Origin of the sequence: Ectothiorhodospira marina, assembly GCF_900109495.1 — a bacterium.
GTDB lineage: Bacteria > Pseudomonadota > Gammaproteobacteria > Ectothiorhodospirales > Ectothiorhodospiraceae > Ectothiorhodospira > Ectothiorhodospira marina.
On record NZ_FOAA01000016.1, the window covers coordinates 1 to 16,099 of the forward strand.

Annotated in this window: 15 protein-coding genes and 1 pseudogene; 8 read left to right on the forward strand and 8 right to left on the reverse strand. The window is 62.8% G+C overall.

Annotation, left to right across the window (positions count from 1 at the left end; all coding sequences use genetic code 11):
* Window positions 1–94: 94 nt before the first annotated feature.
* From BMY52_RS12430 to BMY52_RS12445, 4 genes and pseudogenes are all read right to left on the reverse strand, one after another.
* A pseudogene (locus BMY52_RS12430) lies at window positions 95–592 on the reverse strand (type I restriction-modification system subunit M N-terminal domain-containing protein); the annotation flags it as partial.
* Between the two features lie 56 nt (window positions 593–648).
* The gene (locus BMY52_RS12435; RefSeq protein WP_090254900.1) at window positions 649–1,005 is read right to left on the reverse strand and encodes an HNH endonuclease; all 357 of its coding nucleotides are present in this window, start codon (window positions 1,003–1,005) and stop codon (window positions 649–651) included.
* Window positions 1,002–1,535, reverse strand: coding sequence for a hypothetical protein (locus BMY52_RS12440; RefSeq protein WP_090254903.1), 534 nt, complete (start codon window positions 1,533–1,535; stop codon window positions 1,002–1,004). Before BMY52_RS12440 ends, BMY52_RS12435 begins: the two co-directional genes overlap by 4 nt.
* A 52-nt stretch (window positions 1,536–1,587) precedes the next feature.
* Window positions 1,588–2,235, reverse strand: coding sequence for a class I SAM-dependent DNA methyltransferase (locus tag BMY52_RS12445; protein ID WP_090254905.1), 648 nt, complete (start codon window positions 2,233–2,235; stop codon window positions 1,588–1,590).
* Window positions 2,236–2,435: 200 nt separating this feature from the next.
* On the opposite strand from BMY52_RS12445, the gene tcuA reads away from it, so the two are divergent.
* From tcuA to BMY52_RS12460, 3 genes are all read left to right on the forward strand, one after another.
* Window positions 2,436–3,830 (forward strand): FAD-dependent tricarballylate dehydrogenase TcuA, encoded by a 1,395-nt coding sequence (tcuA, locus tag BMY52_RS12450; protein WP_177169957.1) that lies wholly within the window; start codon window positions 2,436–2,438, stop codon window positions 3,828–3,830.
* Window positions 3,831–3,948: 118 nt separating this feature from the next.
* Window positions 3,949–4,509, forward strand: a complete 561-nt coding sequence (locus BMY52_RS12455; protein ID WP_177169958.1) for a carboxymuconolactone decarboxylase family protein — start codon at window positions 3,949–3,951, stop codon at window positions 4,507–4,509.
* Between the two features lie 24 nt (window positions 4,510–4,533).
* Window positions 4,534–5,589 carry a GGDEF domain-containing protein gene (locus tag BMY52_RS12460; RefSeq protein WP_090254909.1) on the forward strand — a complete coding sequence of 352 codons (1,056 nt, stop codon included), beginning with the start codon at window positions 4,534–4,536 and terminating at the stop codon, window positions 5,587–5,589.
* A gap of 83 nt (window positions 5,590–5,672) precedes the next feature.
* Here the strand turns inward: BMY52_RS12460 and BMY52_RS12465 are convergent, their stop codons facing one another.
* Both BMY52_RS12465 and BMY52_RS12470 read right to left on the reverse strand, forming a co-directional pair.
* Window positions 5,673–6,284 (reverse strand): class I SAM-dependent methyltransferase, encoded by a 612-nt coding sequence (locus tag BMY52_RS12465; RefSeq protein ID WP_177169960.1) that lies wholly within the window; start codon window positions 6,282–6,284, stop codon window positions 5,673–5,675.
* Between the two features lie 117 nt (window positions 6,285–6,401).
* Window positions 6,402–7,322 (reverse strand): DMT family transporter, encoded by a 921-nt coding sequence (locus tag BMY52_RS12470; RefSeq protein ID WP_090254913.1) that lies wholly within the window; start codon window positions 7,320–7,322, stop codon window positions 6,402–6,404.
* Window positions 7,323–7,499: 177 nt separating this feature from the next.
* Between BMY52_RS12470 and BMY52_RS12475 the strand changes: the two genes are divergently transcribed.
* The 4 genes from BMY52_RS12475 (at window position 7,500) to BMY52_RS12490 (ending at window position 11,657) form a co-directional block, all read left to right on the forward strand.
* A complete protein-coding gene (locus BMY52_RS12475) occupies window positions 7,500–8,213 on the forward strand; it encodes a superoxide dismutase (RefSeq protein ID WP_090255017.1) in 714 nt (237 codons plus the stop codon).
* An 8-nt stretch (window positions 8,214–8,221) separates the two neighbouring features.
* Window positions 8,222–9,364 carry a tricarballylate utilization 4Fe-4S protein TcuB gene (gene tcuB / locus BMY52_RS12480; RefSeq protein WP_090254915.1) on the forward strand — a complete coding sequence of 381 codons (1,143 nt, stop codon included), beginning with the start codon at window positions 8,222–8,224 and terminating at the stop codon, window positions 9,362–9,364.
* 203 nt (window positions 9,365–9,567) lie between these two features.
* Window positions 9,568–10,239, forward strand: coding sequence for a RadC family protein (gene radC / locus BMY52_RS12485; protein WP_090254916.1), 672 nt, complete (start codon window positions 9,568–9,570; stop codon window positions 10,237–10,239).
* On the forward strand, window positions 10,236–11,657 hold the full coding sequence (locus BMY52_RS12490; RefSeq protein ID WP_090254918.1) for a carotenoid oxygenase family protein: 1,422 nt from the start codon (window positions 10,236–10,238) through the stop codon (window positions 11,655–11,657). Before radC ends, BMY52_RS12490 begins: the two co-directional genes overlap by 4 nt.
* Here the strand turns inward: BMY52_RS12490 and BMY52_RS12495 are convergent.
* Window positions 11,648–13,066: a phospholipase D-like domain-containing protein gene (locus BMY52_RS12495; protein ID WP_090254920.1), complete on the reverse strand. Its 1,419-nt coding sequence runs from the start codon at window positions 13,064–13,066 to the stop codon at window positions 11,648–11,650. The two genes, BMY52_RS12490 and BMY52_RS12495, sit on opposite strands and share 10 nt — an antisense overlap.
* A 190-nt stretch (window positions 13,067–13,256) precedes the next feature.
* On the opposite strand from BMY52_RS12495, the gene BMY52_RS12500 reads away from it, so the two are divergent.
* On the forward strand, window positions 13,257–15,080 hold the full coding sequence (locus BMY52_RS12500) for an ABC transporter transmembrane domain-containing protein (RefSeq protein ID WP_090254922.1): 1,824 nt from the start codon (window positions 13,257–13,259) through the stop codon (window positions 15,078–15,080).
* 74 nt (window positions 15,081–15,154) lie between these two features.
* On the opposite strand, the gene BMY52_RS12505 is transcribed toward BMY52_RS12500, so the two are convergent.
* The gene (locus BMY52_RS12505; protein ID WP_090254924.1) at window positions 15,155–16,045 is read right to left on the reverse strand and encodes a universal stress protein; all 891 of its coding nucleotides are present in this window, start codon (window positions 16,043–16,045) and stop codon (window positions 15,155–15,157) included.
* Window positions 16,046–16,099: the final 54 nt, after the last annotated feature.

Here is a 16,099-nt window from a genome sequence, read left to right on the forward strand (position 1 = left end):
CCCCGCGTCGCTACGCTCCGATGGGTGGCAGCTTTGCCCCGGTCCGGGTGGCAGGCTTCACGTGGAATGGGTGGCAACCTTCAGCGGTCTACGCATAGAACTGGCCCTTGCTCTTGCCACTCTCGGAGGCGAAGTGGCGCATCAGGTACTCGTAGGCATCGCCCAGGATGTCGTCGTGCTCGGCGCGGTTCTTAGCAAAATCCAGCTCCGGTTTCTGGAAGATGCTGATCAGATTGGTCAGGCGATCCACCATCGCCTTGTCTTCGCCGAGCTTGTTGGGGTCGTTGAAATCGGGGAAGTCGCTGCGCGCCAGGCGCTGGTTGGCCTCGATCAGCGGCTGGATGATGCGGGTGTTGATTTTGTCACCGATGTCGCTTTTACCCTTGAGCTGGACCATATCGACGAAGCTGGCCCCCTCGGGGATGATCACCGGTGGGGCAAAGTCATCGGAGTCGGCGTACTTGTCCGAGATGTACTTGATGAACAGCATGAACAGGACGTAGTCCTTGTACTGGCTGGCATCCATCCCCCCGCGCAGCTCGTCGCATGAGGCCCAGAGGGAGGAGTAGAGCTCGGATTTTTTGATGGCCATTGAGTTGCTTTCTATTCAATTTGCGAGAATGGACGAGGTTATTCTGTCAGGGCGCACTACTTCCGCCCACCTTTCGGCTTGAAACCATCGGGCTTGCTGGCAATCCATTGGGTGAACGTGCGGATGTCTGGGTGGCTGAGCAGCGCCTCCAGGGTGTTGTATTCCCGCTCCAGGGTCTTCTCGTCCAGCACCCGGTGCACCTGGCTATGACACGGGCGGCAAACCCAGATGATCCGCTCCCGAACTTCCGCACGATCAAACATCCGCTTATTGCGCCGATTCCGGTGACGGGCCCTGGGAATAAGATGGTGGCGCGTCAGATGCTCCACGTTTCGCCCGCAGAGCTGGCACCGGGGCGGCGGGGTGTAAGTCGCCTGAAACTGCTCCGGTTCTGTTTCGACATGGCGACTCATGGCTTGGGCAGCACATGCCCGTCGATGACCTTCGATTCGCCCCCCGCCTCGCCTTCGATGATCGAGGACAACAGACCATAACCGACCCTCCAGTGCGTTGTCCCTACCCGCACTGCGGCTGTCTTCGGGTTCAGCTTGGTCACCTCCCCGAAAAGCTCATTCCCCTTGCGGTCCTTGAAGGCCACCTTGTCGCCGATCCGGAGGGTATTGCGGTCCAGTTTGCCGCCGGGGTTCGAGATGGCCACATCGGCGCCATCGAGGTTGATGAAGTGAAGCGGGATGCTCCAGCGCTGGCCATCGTGGCGGTCGGCAACCAGGGCCCGGGTGCTTTTCAACTCGATGATGCTGGCCTCGATCAGGCGGTTTTGCTGCGCATCAAAGTACTCGATCTCCTGCCCCACCTTCAGCGCGCGCCGGATCTGCAGGATCCTTTGTGGGTCTTCCAGGTTCCGCTGAATGGCTTGCTGGAGACGATAGAGTTCGAAGAGCGACGCCTTGTTCAAGGCCTCAAGGATCTGGGAATAGTTCATTGAATGTCCTCGCTACCGAGCGCACGTTCACCAAGCCAGCCATCAGACTGCCTCACGTCGACTCGGGCACCCGATAAGTGCAAAGCTTGCAGGTATTGCCTTCCTTCAGCTGGTACGGCGTGTCGTGGAAACTCACCAGTTCCCATGCACCCCGGGTTTCCAGTTCCAGCATGGCAGCCCGGTAACCGTATTCCTCATAGGCACCTTCGCGCACAGTGAAGACGATCACGCCACCGGGCCGGGTCACACGGATCAACTCGGCAAACGCCTCCCCGGTCACGTGGCCATAGGTGAAGGTGCCCGTGCACACCACCGCGTCGTAGGTGGTGTTGGCGATGGGCAGCGGCTGCTTCATGTCCGCCTGCATCAGGGAACGATAAATGCCCTTGCTCTGTGCCTGATCGAGCATGTCCTGGGAATAGTCCAGGGCGTCCAGGGTCCGGTAACCAAGCTTTGCCAACTCCTGGCCAACAAGGCCTGTGCCACTGCCAGCATCCAGGATCACCGCGTCATGCCGGCCATCCAGGGCCTGGTCGATCGCCTTGGCACTGCTGATGTGGGCAACATACCCAAAGCGATCCACCAGATCACTGTCGTAATCGCTCGCCCAGGCCTTGTAGGCCTCCCTCAATTGCTCGTGGTCCTGCGCGGTGTAGACGTTATTGAGGATCTCGGTCTTGGTGATGGTTTTTTCGGTCATGGGTCTACTGGACTCTGGGACGTATGGCAGCCAGGTGACCCCAGGAGCAACCTGAAGGCACCCGGCATCGGGCATGCCCCACATGATAACAGCGCCTTATCTGCGGGCCACCGCCCCCTCGTCCCTTACCCCTATATGGTGTACAAACACCCTAGGCGACGCCCCCCGGACATCGAAGCGGACCTTTCAGCGACCACGGAATGCCCCCACAAATCCATGACATCCTCGTGATCGGCGGTGGCCTGGCTGCCCTGTGCGCTGCCATTTCGGCGCGTGAGCACGGGGCCACGGTGCAGATGGTGGACCGCGCGCCGGCCTATCAGCGGGGCGGTAACTCCCGCCACTCGCGCAACCTGCGCATCGCCCACAATGAACCCTCGCCCCTGTTCCCCGGCCGCTACACAGTGGAGGAATTCATCGATGACCTGCGCCAGACCAGCCAGGGCCATTGCGATGGGTGCCTCACGCGCACCCTGGCCGAGGGCTCGCTGGCATTGCCGGGTTGGATGCAGGCCCAGGGCGTGCACTTCGAGCGGCCGGCTCAGGGCACCCTGCCCTGGTCGCGCAAGACGGCCTTTTTCCTGGGCGGTGGGCGCAACATGATCAATGCGCTGTTTGGCCGTGCCGAGGCCCTGGGTGTGGATATCCTCCAGGATACGCGGGTGAAGGATCTCGTCCTGGAAGACCGGGAGGTGCATGAGATCCAGGCCCATCACCATGATCGGCCACTGACGCTACGCGCCCGCCGCATCATCATCTGCAGCGGCGGCTACCAGGCCGACCGGGAGGCCCTGGCCGCCGTCCGTGGCGACGCGGCCCGGGGCTTCATCATTCGTGGCAGTCCGCATGTACGGGGTGAGCTGCTGCTGTCGCTGCTGCGCCAGGGGGCGGCCCCCAGCGGTGTGCCCGGGGCCTGCCACCTGGTGGCGGTGAATGCCCGCTCACCCGATGCCGACGGCGGCATCGTCACCCGGGTGGATGGCATGCCCTGGGGGCTGGTGGTGGACACCCAAGGGCATCGCTTTCGGGATGAGGGCGAGATCATCTCCCCGAGGCGCTACTCGGCCTGGGGCCGCTGGGTGGCCGAGCGCCCCGATGCCCGGGCCCATCTCATCCTGGATGCGCCGGGTCATGCCCGGGCCCCCACATCCATTTATGCGCCGGTCGTGGCCGACACGCTGGAGGCCCTGGCCATGCAGCTGGGCGTACCGCCGCAAAACCTGGTGAACACCGTCGAACGCTATCATCAGGCGCTGGTTCCCGGTGGCGATGATCCCGAGACACACCACACCCAGGGACTGGAGCCCCCCAAGAGCCGCTGCGCCCTGCCCCTGACCCAGCCGCCCTACTTCGCCCACACCATGGCCCCCGGCGTGACCTTCACCGGCCATGGCCTGAGCGTGGACAACCAGGGACGCATCCGCCGAAGCCAGGGCCCGGCCTGCCAGACGCTACTGGCCGCTGGCATGGTCATGTCGCCGGCGATCCTGGGCACCGGCTATGTGGCCGGGGCCGCGCTGACCATCGGCGCCGTCTTCGGCCGCATTGCCGGTGCGACAGCGGCACCGGGCGGTCCTATGGAGGGCCGTCATTGACAGGGCCGATTGACGATGGCATGCGATGGACTTTCGGGCCCGAGTGGGCCACGATCCCAGAGAGTTCGCGGGACTTTGGCTGGCACTTGGACAACATGATCATGATGGAGTGTGTGACATGCAGCGGTACACCCTGACTGAATACGAATCGGCAAGCGATGAGGTGCGCAAGGTTTACAGCGATTTCATGGCCACCACGGGTGCCACCGAAGTCCCCGTCTGGCTCAAGAGCCTCGGTCACAGCGCTTCACTGGCCAGGGCCTATTGGCAGCGCGCCAAAGGCACGCTGTTCGGTGGCAACCTGCCCCTGCCACTCAAGGAAATGATCGTATTTACGGTGTCAGCCCGAAACGGGGCTCGTTATTGCTCCGCCTGTCACGCCCAGAGCGTGCTAAGCCTGGACAAGGCACTCGCATTCGAGGACCTTCAGGCCCTTCTCCAACCAGAGTCCGGCGATCATCTGCCACCCTATTACGCCCATGTGGTCGAGTTTGCAATGAAGGTGGTGGAGAATCCGAATGATCTCGACGATGCCGACTTCGGAAAGCTCATGGATGAGGGCTTCAGTCGTGAGGAAATCTGTGAGGTCATTGCGGTCATCGACATGGCGATGATGTTCAACATCTACACGAGCTCACTGCGACTCGACCTCGACCCGCAATACCGGGCCATTCTCTGATTGAGTCCGGCCAAGTCATCTGAGATGAAAACAAGCGAAGGTTCCCACTGGAACGAGCGAACCACTCAGCAACTGGTCCGCTATGAGGCGCTGTTTTCGCTGCTCACCGACATACAGGCAGAAGAGGACATCGAGCGGATCGCAGGCAGCGTCGCGCGAAAGTGGAAGTACTTCGCCAACGCCGCCAGCTGGCGCCTGGTCTTGTTGCGGAACGACAACCATCTGCTGGTGGAGGCCTCACGGGGTGAAGCCGTCGTGACCAACATCGCCGAGCTGCCCGAGTGGGATGCCGCCTTGCTGGAAACGCTCCGGCCGCGCCTCATTCCGGTCGCGGAAGCCCCCAACATCGCACCCGAGCCACCCCCATCAATCACTTCGTCGGGTGTGAGAGAGATTCAGGTCTTGCCACTTCTGCGTGAGGAACGCTGCATCGCACTGCTCAGTGTGGCTGCCCGACACGAAGCGTTCAGTGACCTGGACCATCGTTTTATCCGGCTTTTCGGTGGCTACCTGACCGACCGCCTCACCAGCATCCTGACTCGACACGAAGCGACCGAAGTGCTGATCAATCGCGCCACGGTGGATCCCCTCACCGGTCTGCTCAACCGTGGCGCAATTCTCGAGCGTTCCGAGAGCCTGCTCGCTAGTGCCCGCTCCCTTGGAGAACCCCTGAGCATTGTGCTGGGCGACATCGACTTCTTCAAGCCAGTGAATGACACGCACGGGCATCATGCCGGCGATGAGGTGTTACGGGAAGTGGCCAGACGACTGAGAGCCACGCTTCGCAAAGGCGAATGGGTGGGTCGCTACGGTGGTGAGGAGTTCGTCGTCGTGCTGGACGCCTGTGGAAAAGATCGCACCAGGGCCATTGCCGAGAGACTGTGCGAGGCCATCGCATCTGCGCCGGTAACAATCGACGCGCACGAGATCGGCATTACCATGAGTTTTGGCATGGCCACCTTCGATGGGGCAGGCGATGAAACCCTGGAATCCATGCTCAAGCGCGCCGACCGTGCTCTGTATCGCGCCAAGGCTGAAGGCCGCAACCGCGTGGTCGCTGATGACGAACAGGCCACTTGAACATCCCCCTCTGGGACGGGGTAAAACCAACCGAACAACTCGAGCCTCCCGCGTCGAGCGGCAAAAGAAGCCCATGCAACATGCTAAGACCCGTCCGTCGGACGCGCCACAATGAGGCAGGAGGCCCGATGGCCGTGCCGGGACAGCACCGTGAACGTTTCAACCGCCAGTCCGGCGCCGCGGATCTGCGCCTCCAGGTCTTCCCGGTAGGTGACCCGTCCGAAATCGATGCTGGTCAGCCGCCGGAGCCACGGCTTGAAGGTTTCCATCCAGCGTGAGCGGCGTTCCTGGATGGTCTGGGTGAAGAAGATGCGCCCGCCGGGGTTCAGCAGGTCGCAGCAATGCCGCAGGGCCTGTTCCGGGTGGGGCAGAAGCATGAAGCTGGCGGAAAAGTACACGGTGTCGTAGGGCCCGCCCCGATGTTCATGGACCGATTCGAGTCGCACCTGGACCCGATCCTCCACCGACGACCCCCGCAGCCGCTGCCGGGCGCGATCCACATAATCGGCATCAATGTCGATGCCCACCACGTGCAGCGCCTTGTCCCTCAACCGCCCGGCGTTGGCCATCAGTGCCCCCGCCGTGCCAATGCCCACATCCAGCAGCACCGCACCGTCGGGCATCCGCTCCAGCACCTCGGCATACCAGCGCGAGGTGAGTTTAAGGATCAACCTGTCGTAGATAACGCCTCGAATCATGAATCTCCACTCGTCGATACGGGTTTCGCGGAAAAGGGGACAGATTTATTTTTCCCTTGTTTTTCCCAAAACAAGGGAAAAATAAATCTGTCCCCTTTTCCGCTTTTCCTTTTCTTAATCCGCTCTTGAATGCACGCTCAGGGCGGTGACCGTTAACAGGATCAGTACCATGCCAAAAACCTGTAGAGCGCCCAGGGTTTCATTTAAAAGCACAACGCCGAATAGCGAGGCGGTGACCGGCTCCACCATCGCCACGATGGACGCCACAGCTGGCGCAGTATGGTTAAGACCCACAATATAGAAAATGAAAGATAATCCAGCGCCAAGCACACCCAATACCACAAACAGTGGCCAACTGGGTGTTTGCAGCACTGCCGCGGTCTGCTCGGCATCGCCCAGCAAGAAAAGCAAGATGGCAAGCACCGTGAAGGCGATCACAAGAATCGCCTGTGGGCTGCCATGCGGTGCCGCGTATTTGAAGCCAAAGATGAATATTGCATAGGACAGCCCGGAGAGCAGTCCGGCGCCTGCGGCGATCAGGGTCACTTCACCCGCGCCTACTTTATAAACACCTGTAAGCAACACGATGCCCATCATGACCATCGCGATCGCTGCCCACTTGATCAGGGTGGGCCTTTCAAGCTTCAGTGCAAAGGACACAAGGTAGACAAAAACCGGTGCACAGTACATCAGGGTCGCCGCAACCGCGACACTGCCCTCGGCAATGCTGATGAAATAGAATGCGAAGTTGCCAGCCACACCCACACCAGCAATTGCCGACCAGACCCATAATCGGGGATTTGCCAACCCGCTGCCGCGCGGACGCACCGCCAGCCAGACCAGAACAAACAACAGCCCGATGGCACCCCGGTAGAAGGACACCACAATCGGATCCCAGTTCTGGTCCGTGAGAATCCCGCCGATCCCACCCGAGATGCCCCAGCATAGCGCCGCCAGTGCCACGAACGCCGTACTCAGGCCCGCGGTTCTGGAGGGTGAACTTAACCTCGTCGGGGGTGGCGAGCCCTCTACCATTGTGCAACTCCTCCATCAGAGGTTCGGATCTGATACGGGATCATAGATCCTGTTGATATGCAACATTGGCCTTGAGCCTTCAACCCGCCCGTCGCAGGAATGACCTTGAGAGAAGGGGCCATTCAAGCTAGCCTGAGCAGGCACGCTAGCCGCGTGCTGATGAAAGGGTGGATAACGATGATCAATATCAATCGACGCAGTTTTCTCGCACACTCGGTTGCCCTGGGTATCGCAGGTTTCTTGCCGACTGTGGCAAACGCCTCCCCGTCAATGGCTGCAAAATTACCGACCACTCGCTCACCACTGAGTCTGCCACCCTTGCCTTACGATGAAGGGGCGCTGGCCCCGGTTATTTCCGCACGGACAATGAGCTATCACTACGGCAAGCATCATGCAGGCTACGTGGCCAACCTCGGCAAGCTTGTGGCCGGAACGGGCATGGCCGATCAATCACTTGAAGAGATCATCCTGACGACTGCAGGTCAGCCCGACAAGGCGGCCATTTTCAACAATGCCGCCCAGGCCTGGAATCACACGTTCTACTGGAACAGCTTATCCCCAACGGGTGGAGGGGAGCCGCCAACCGAACTTAAAGCGAGGATGGAACAATCATTCGGTTCCGTTGAGGCCTGCAAAGATGCGCTGGCAACCGCGGCGACCACGCAGTTCGGTAGCGGCTGGGCATGGTTGGTTGAAGACAACGGTCGCCTCGCTGTCACGAACACGGCCAATGCGGATATCCCGCTGACAGAGGGGGTGAAACCGCTCTTGACCATCGATGTATGGGAACATGCCTACTACCTGGACAGTCGGAACCGCCGCGGAGACTACGTAAAGGCGGTTCTGGACAAGCTGGTGAACTGGGAGTTTGCCGCGGCCAATTTGGGATAGCAGCAGAGATGGAGTCGCTGACCCACTCCGACAAACACCCCGAACCAGAGACAGACGCCGAACCCCGCCGGGTGATGCAGCTGTGCAACGTGTGCGGTTTCTGCACCGGTCTGTGCGACGTCTTCCCCGCCTCGGAACGCCGGCCTGATCTCACCCGCGCCGATCTGGATTACCTGGCCAACCTCTGCCACAACTGCCGCGCCTGCTGGTATGCCTGCCAGTATGCGCCGCCCCATGCGTTCGCCATCAACGTGCCCGCCACCCTGGCCCGTCGCCGCACACAGAGCTACCAGCGTTACGCCTGGCCCCGCCCTCTGGCCGCACTGCTGGCCCGCAGTGGATTGGCCACCACGCTGGTCAGCCTGGGGGCCACGCTGCTCATCCCCCTGCTCACCCTGATGCTGGTCCCCTTCGACACCCTGTTCGCCACCCACCAGGCCGAGGGGGCGTTCTATCGGGTCATCCCCTGGGGGGTGATGAGTGCGGTGGCAACCCTTACCTTAGGCTTCTCCATGCTGGCGGTGATGGTGAGCGTGATGCGCTACTGGCGGGACATCAGCACCCAGGGGCCACCAACCATTCCGGTATGGCACGCCCTGCCCGCGGCCGCCCGGGACCTGTTCACCCTGCGCAATCTGGGAGGCGGTGGTGGGGGCTGCAACGATCACGATCAGCGTTCCAGTCAGGCCCGGCGACGCTTCCATCACGCCCTGTTCTACGGCTTTATGCTCTGCCTGGCCGCCACCACCGTGGCTGCGGGCTATCACCACTTCCTCGAGTGGCAGGCCCCCTACCCCTTCTTCAGCCTGCCCAACCTGCTGGGCACCGTGGGTGGGCTTGGGATGATCGTGGGTGCAGCGGGCCTGGTGTGGGTGAAACGGGGGGCCGACCCCGAACCCACCGCCAGCGAGACCCTGCCTGCCGACTACGCCCTGCTGGCGCTGCTGTTTGCCACGGCGGCCACGGGCCTCATCCTCATGGCCCTGCGGGAGACCCCGGCCATGGGCCTGCTGCTGGCCCTGCATCTGGGCACGGTGCTGGGGTTCTTCGTGATGATCCCCTACAGCAAGTTCGTGCACGGGGCCTATCGCGCTGCCGCCCTGCTGCAGGCGGCCCGGGAACGCCCCCTTCATCGGAGCATTGTCCAGTGACGGGCCTGGGTTTAACGTAAAGGAACCAGATGCAGCAACAGACACTCCCTTCTCCCCTCGGGGGAGAAGGGCCGGGGATGAGGGGGCGAGACAGGCACTGTGCCGGTCCTCGCCCCTCACCCCACCCCCTCTCCCCACTGGGGAGAGGGGCTTGGAGCGTGTCTTTCATCATCGAAAGAGACGACAGACAAGGAGGTTGAACCATGCGAATCACCGACTGGCCCGCCAGTGAGCGGCCCCGGGAAAAACTCCTGGCCCAGGGGCCCGAGGCCCTGTCCGATGCGGAATTGCTGGCCATCTTTTTGCGCACCGGCGTGACCGGGTTTACTGCCGTGGATCTGGCCCGGGATCTACTCAGTCGCTTTGGCGGACTCAGACCGCTGCTGCAGGCGGACATCAAGGACTTCTGCAGCGCCCGGGGCCTGGGCGAGGCCAAGTACGCCCAGCTACAGGCGGTGCTGGAGATGGGCCGCCGTCACCTGTCCGAGAGCCTCAAGCGGGGCGATGCCATCACCAGCCCGGAGCACACCCGTCGTTACCTGGCAGCAAGGCTCAGGGACTACCCCTTCGAGGTCTTTGCCTGCGTGTTCCTGGACAACCGTCACCGGGTGCTGGCCTTTGAGGAGCTGTTTCGTGGCACCATTGACGGGGCCAGCGTCCACCCTCGGGAGGTGGTGCGCCGGGCCCTGCATCACAATGCCGCGGCCCTGATCCTGGCCCACAACCATCCCTCGGGCATTGCCGAGCCCTCCCGCGCCGACCAGAGCATCACCGAGCGTCTGCGCGACGCCCTGGGACTGGTGGATGTGCGCGTGCTGGATCACATCATCGTCGGCGATGAACTGGTATCGTTCGCGGAGCGAGGGTTGATATGACGGCAACGGTTGGCTATCACCTGGGCCTGACCTCTCAGGCACGGGAACTGGAACAAGAGTCCCTGCCCTTGCGTGGGCAACTGCCCCACTGGCTTGAGGGGGTGCTGCTGCGCAATGGTCCGGGCCTGTTCGAGGTGGGCGGTTATCGCTGCCGACACTGGTTCGATGGCCTGGCCATGCTGCAGGCATTCACCCTGCGGGAGGGTCGCGTGGGGTTTCGTAACCGGCACCTGGTCACCCGCACCCTGGAGCAGGCCCAGCGCAGCGGCCGCATCGAAGGCTCCGGGTTTGCCACCGACACCAACCGCCCCCTGCTCAAGCGCCTGCGGGGCATGTTCCACCCCAACCTCACCGACAACGCCAATGTGAACATCGTCCACCTGGCGGGCCATGCCGTGTGCCTCACCGAAACGCCCGTCCCCGTGGCCTTCGATGCGCACACCCTGGAAACCCGGGGCGTGCTGCCTTTCACGGACAACACCACGCTGCACATGAGCACGGCCCATCCGATGACGGACGGCCACAGCGGCGATCTTTATGGCTTCGGGATACAGTTCGCGCTGACCAGCGAGTACCTGCTGTACCGCATCCCCGCGGGCAGTCGCCAGCGCCGCATCATTGCGCGCCTGCCGGTGAAGACGCCGGCCTACATGCACAGCTTTGCGGTGACCGAAAACCATCTGATCCTGAGCGAATTCCCTCTGGTGCTCCGCCCCCTGGACATGCAACTCACGGGGCGGCCCTTCATCGAGAATTTCCGCTGGGAACCGGACCGGGGCACCCGGTTCCAGGTCTTTGACAAGCGCCGCGGCACGCACCTGGGCACCTGCGTGGGCGAGCCCTGCTTTGCCTTTCACCATATCAATGCCTTCGAGGATGAGGCCGGTCAACTCCAGGTGGACCTGGCTGCCTATCCCGACCACGATGTGATCCGCCGACTCTATCTGGAGCCGCTGCGCCGAGGCTGGCAGGAGCCGGCCTGCGGAGAGGCATGGCGCTTCACGCTGGACAGACAGCGGGGCAAGGCCACTCGCAACCGGCTCGCAGCGCGCGGCCTGGAGCTGCCGCGTATTCACGCGAAGCGCTGCAGCGGGCGAGACTATCGCCATGTCTACGGCACGGGCAACCATGTACCCGGTGCGCTCACCGACGAACTGGTCAAGGTGGATGTGCGCCAGGGTACCCATCTGATCTGGAACGAGGCCGATTGCTACCCCGGTGAGCCGGTGTTCGTGCCTCGGCCGGGGGCCAGCGATGAGGACGATGGCGTGCTGCTGAGCGTGATCCTGGAGGCAGCCACCAGCACCAGCGGCCTGCTGGTACTGGATGCTCATACCCTTGAGGAGCAGGCCCGAGCCACCCTCCCCTTCCATCTGCCGTTTGGCTTTCACGGAGAGTTCCTGCCTGATCAAAGATAAGGCGTCAGCAGGCGTGCCGTGCCATCCCGCAGTCGAATGGGCAAGGAGCGTTGATCCGCCTCACGCAGGGTCAAAGGCCGTGCATCGGCCAGGCGCTGGTCCACCCAGGCGGCCAGTCGCCTGCCCAACCCGACGTCGTAACACTCCACGTCGAACTCGAAGTTCAATCGCAGACTGCGCGGATCCCAGTTAGCCGAGCCCACCAGCAGCCAGTGGCTGTCCACCAGCAGGAGCTTGGTGTGGTCAAAGGGGGGCGGCGTGAACCAAATATGGCATCCCCGCTCCAGCAACTGCCAATGCAGGGCCTGGGAAGCCCAGTGCACCAGCATCTGGTTGTTGCGGGAGGGGAGCAGGATATCCACACGCACCCCGCGCAACGCGGCGGCATTGAGCGCCGACATGAGCACATCATCGGGCAGAAAATACGGCGTGATCACCGCCACGCGCTCCTGGGCTTCGGCCAGGGCCGTATGCATCAACTGGCGCAGCGGATCTCGGTGTTCATCGGGACCATCCACCACGCCTCGGACCAGGGCCTCGCCCGCAGGCTCCAGGGCAGGAAAGAAGGCCTCGCCGGCCAGGTGCTCACCACAGGCAAAATGCCAGTCTTCGTTGAAGATGGTCTGCATCTGCACCACTGCAGGGCCATGCAACTGGAACTGGATGTCCTGGATGGCATAGGGGTAAGGGGCACGACGTCGATGTCCCTCACGGATATTCATGCCGCCAGTGAACCCGACGGTGCCGTCCACGATCAAGAGTTTGCGATGGTTGCGCAGATTGAACGCCGCCAGGCTGCGCGGCAGATGCATGGGCAGGAACAACTGCGCCGGCACCCCGCGTGAACGCAGTTCCCGCACCACGCTGCGACGGCTGTAGCGAGCACCCACGCCATCAATGAGCACACGCACAGCCACCCCCCGGGAGGCCGCCGCCGCCAAGGCCTCGATAAATTCGAGGCCTACCCAATCATGATCGAAGATATAGGTGGAAAGGCAGACGCTGGCACCGGCCTCATGGATGGCACTGAGCATGGCGGGGTAGGCCTGTTCACCGTTGACCAGGGCCTGCAGGTGGTTGCCGGCCATCAGGTTGAAGGGGCTGAGGGCATCACCGGCCCTGGCCAGGCGTTGCCAGCGTTCGGGCACCAGCATGGCGCCGTTCATGGGAGCCGACTCACGGTGCAGCGCGTCAGGCCGAAGGGCGCGTGCCTGGCGCGCGATACGGTTCACGCCCAGCAACCAATAGAAGATGGAGCCCAGCAGTGGCAGCAGCATGATCAGCCCCACCCAGGCGATGACCGCTCGGGTGTCGCGTTTGTAGATCACCGCATGACCGGCGCTGTACACGGCAAAACCGAATACACCCAAGGCGGTGGCGCTGGCCGCGAGGGCCTGCCAATCGAACAATGATGGCTCCTTGGAGGAAGGATGACTATGAAACCATACCAAGTCGCGGGGACGTGACCAATGTGCGGGGCTGCAGGTGGAAGGCGCAGGTGGAACTTTCGCAGCCGAGGGCCGCTCCCACGGTGGCCCATGAGAGGCGCGGCTGCGTTAACATGAACCCGTTTCACGCCACTGCAGGAATCATCATCCCGTGTCTGAACATGCCTCTAACGAACTTTCCGACCGCCCCACCAGCCTGAATGTGCGGGTTCTGGGTCGGCTGCTGGACTTTGTGCGACCTCATCGATGGCGCGTACTGGCCGCCATCACGGCCCTGGTGATGGGCTCAGGTGCGGTACTGGCCTTTGGGGCCGTGCTGCGCCTGGTGATCGACCGGGGGCTCACCGCCGGCAATGCCGCTGCCCTCAACCTGGCGCTGATACTGCTGTTGACGGTTGTACTGGTCATGGCCGTAGCGGTCGCCATCAGGCTGTACCTGGTCACCTGGATCGGCGAACGGGTGGTGGCGGACCTGCGGCGAGCCGTGTTCGCCAAGGTGCTGCGCCTGGACCCGGCCTTTTTCGAAATGACCCGAACCGGCGAGGTGATCTCCCGCTTGACCACTGACACCTCCCTGGTACAGGTGGTGGTGGGCTCCACACTGGCCATTGCCATGCGCAATGCCTTGCTGTTTGCCGGCGGCCTGGTGATGCTGTTCATTACCAGCCCGAAACTCACCCTGTGGGTGATGATGGGGGTGCCGCTGGTATTCATCCCCATCTGGATACTGGGGCGCCACGTACGTCAGTTGTCGCGCCAGACGCAGGACCGGGTGGCCGATATCGGTGCCTATATCGATGAGACCCTGTACGGCATCCGCACGGTACAGGCCTTCTGTCATGAGGCAGTGGATGCCGTACGTTACGGTCGACAGGTGGAGCGGGCCTTCGATGCCGCCATCCGCCGCACCCAGGTCAGCGCCCTGCTCAGCGCGGTGGTCATGCTGCTGGTCTTCACCGCCATCAGCCTGGTCCTGTGGGTGGGAGGGCACGATGTGCTGGCCGGGCGCATGACCAATGGCCAACTGGCGGCCTTTGTCTTTTACGCCGTGCTGGTGGCCGGCGCCGTGGGCGCGCTGAGCGAGGTCATTGGTGAGCTGCTGCGCGCGGCCGGCGCCGCCGAAAGACTCATGGAACTGCTGGACACCGAACCCACCATCAAGCCACCGCCCAACCCCAAGGCGCTGCCACAGCCACCCCGGGGCCAGGTGGTTCTGGATCAGGTGGTGTTCCGCTATCCCTCGAGGCCCGAACCCCCTGCCCTGGCAGGCATCACCCTCACCCTGGAGCCGGGCGAGAAGGTGGCCTTGGTGGGGCCCTCCGGCGCGGGAAAATCCACGGTGCTGCAATTGCTATTACGGTTTTATGACCCGGAATCGGGCCGAATCCTTTTTGACGGCGTGGATGTGCGCGAGGCGGCCCCCCCAGCCCTGCGTCAGCGCATGGCCCTGGTGCCACAGGATGCAGTGATCTTCGGCGCCAACGCCTGGGAAAACATTGCCTTTGGCATGGAGGAAGTTACCCAGGAACAGATCCGCGCCGCCGCTGACGCCGCCCATGCCAGTGAATTTCTGGATCAATTGCCGGAGGGGTTTGACAGCCATCTGGGCGAGCGTGGGGTACGCCTCTCCGGTGGTCAGCGTCAGCGCATCGCCATTGCCCGGGCCATTCTGCGCGACCCGGCCCTTTTGCTACTGGACGAGGCCACCAGCGCCCTGGATGCGGAAAGCGAACGCCTGGTGCAGGAGGCCCTGGAGCGGTTGATGGAGGGTCGCACCACCCTGATCATCGCCCATCGCCTGGCCACCGTGCGCAAGGCGGATCGAATCGTGGTCATGGATCAGGGGGAGATCGTCGCGGTGGGAACCCACGACGAATTGGTGGCAGCCGGGGGGCTGTATGCCCGGCTGGCGGCCCTGCAGTTCCGGGATGGGGCGGATGCAGCGGGGGAGATATTGAGGACAGGGACGGATTGATGGGGGGTGTTGAGGGCTAGGAACCTTGGGCCCCTCTCCCGCTGATGGGAGAGGGGTTGGGGTGAGGGTGGGCGTCAGGCCCTGACCAGCAGCACATCGGCATCCTTCACCTGGTGTACCACCCGCCGGGCCACGCCGCCCAGCAGCGCGTCCTGCAGCCGGTTGCGCCCGTGGGTGCCCATGACCACCAGCTGCGCCTGCCACTCCAGCACCGCACGATCCAGCACATCCGGGGCATACCCCATGCGCAGGTGACTTTCCACCTGCTCTGGACTCACATCACAACTGACCAGAAAGGCGTCCAGTTCCTGTTGGCGCTCTGCGCTCACCTCGGATTTGATCCGGTCCACCTCACCACGATCCACCCGGTTACGCAGAACATTATCCAGGGCATCCAGGTTGTGGGCGTGCACGGCATGGAGCTTCTGACCAGGCGCAAGTGATGCACCCAGTTCCAGGGCAGAACGGGTGCGCTTGGAGAAGTCCACAGGCACCACCACACGTTCGTATGGGCCATCAACTGGGCGTTTTACCACCAGAACGGGGCGATCCGTGTGGTGTACCAGGTTCTGGGTGGTGGTACCCAGCAGGACATCCTGCAGAGTGCGCTCCCCGTGAGAACCCACGACCATGAGGTCAGCTCCGTAGGTGCGGGCCTCCGCCAGGATCTGCTTGTGACCCTGCCCCTGAATGCAGTGGTAATCAATATCGTCCTCATCCGAGGCCCCCAATGCTTGCATCCGGTCGCGCATGGCCATTTCGGTGGCTTCGGCCAGGTCAGCCATCATGTCACCGGGGCTGCCGCGCAGGCGCCGCATGATTTCATCATTGACCACCGGCGCATTCACCACGTTGATGACCCGCAGGTTGGCACCGTGGTCCCGAGCCAGTTGCAGGGCACGGCGCCCGGCGTCATCGGCACCCGGAGACAAATCGGTGGCGTAAAGGATCTTTTCGAGTTTCATTCATGATCTCCCGCACGGCGCACGCAGGAAGGGGCGCCGCACCGCGAATGGATG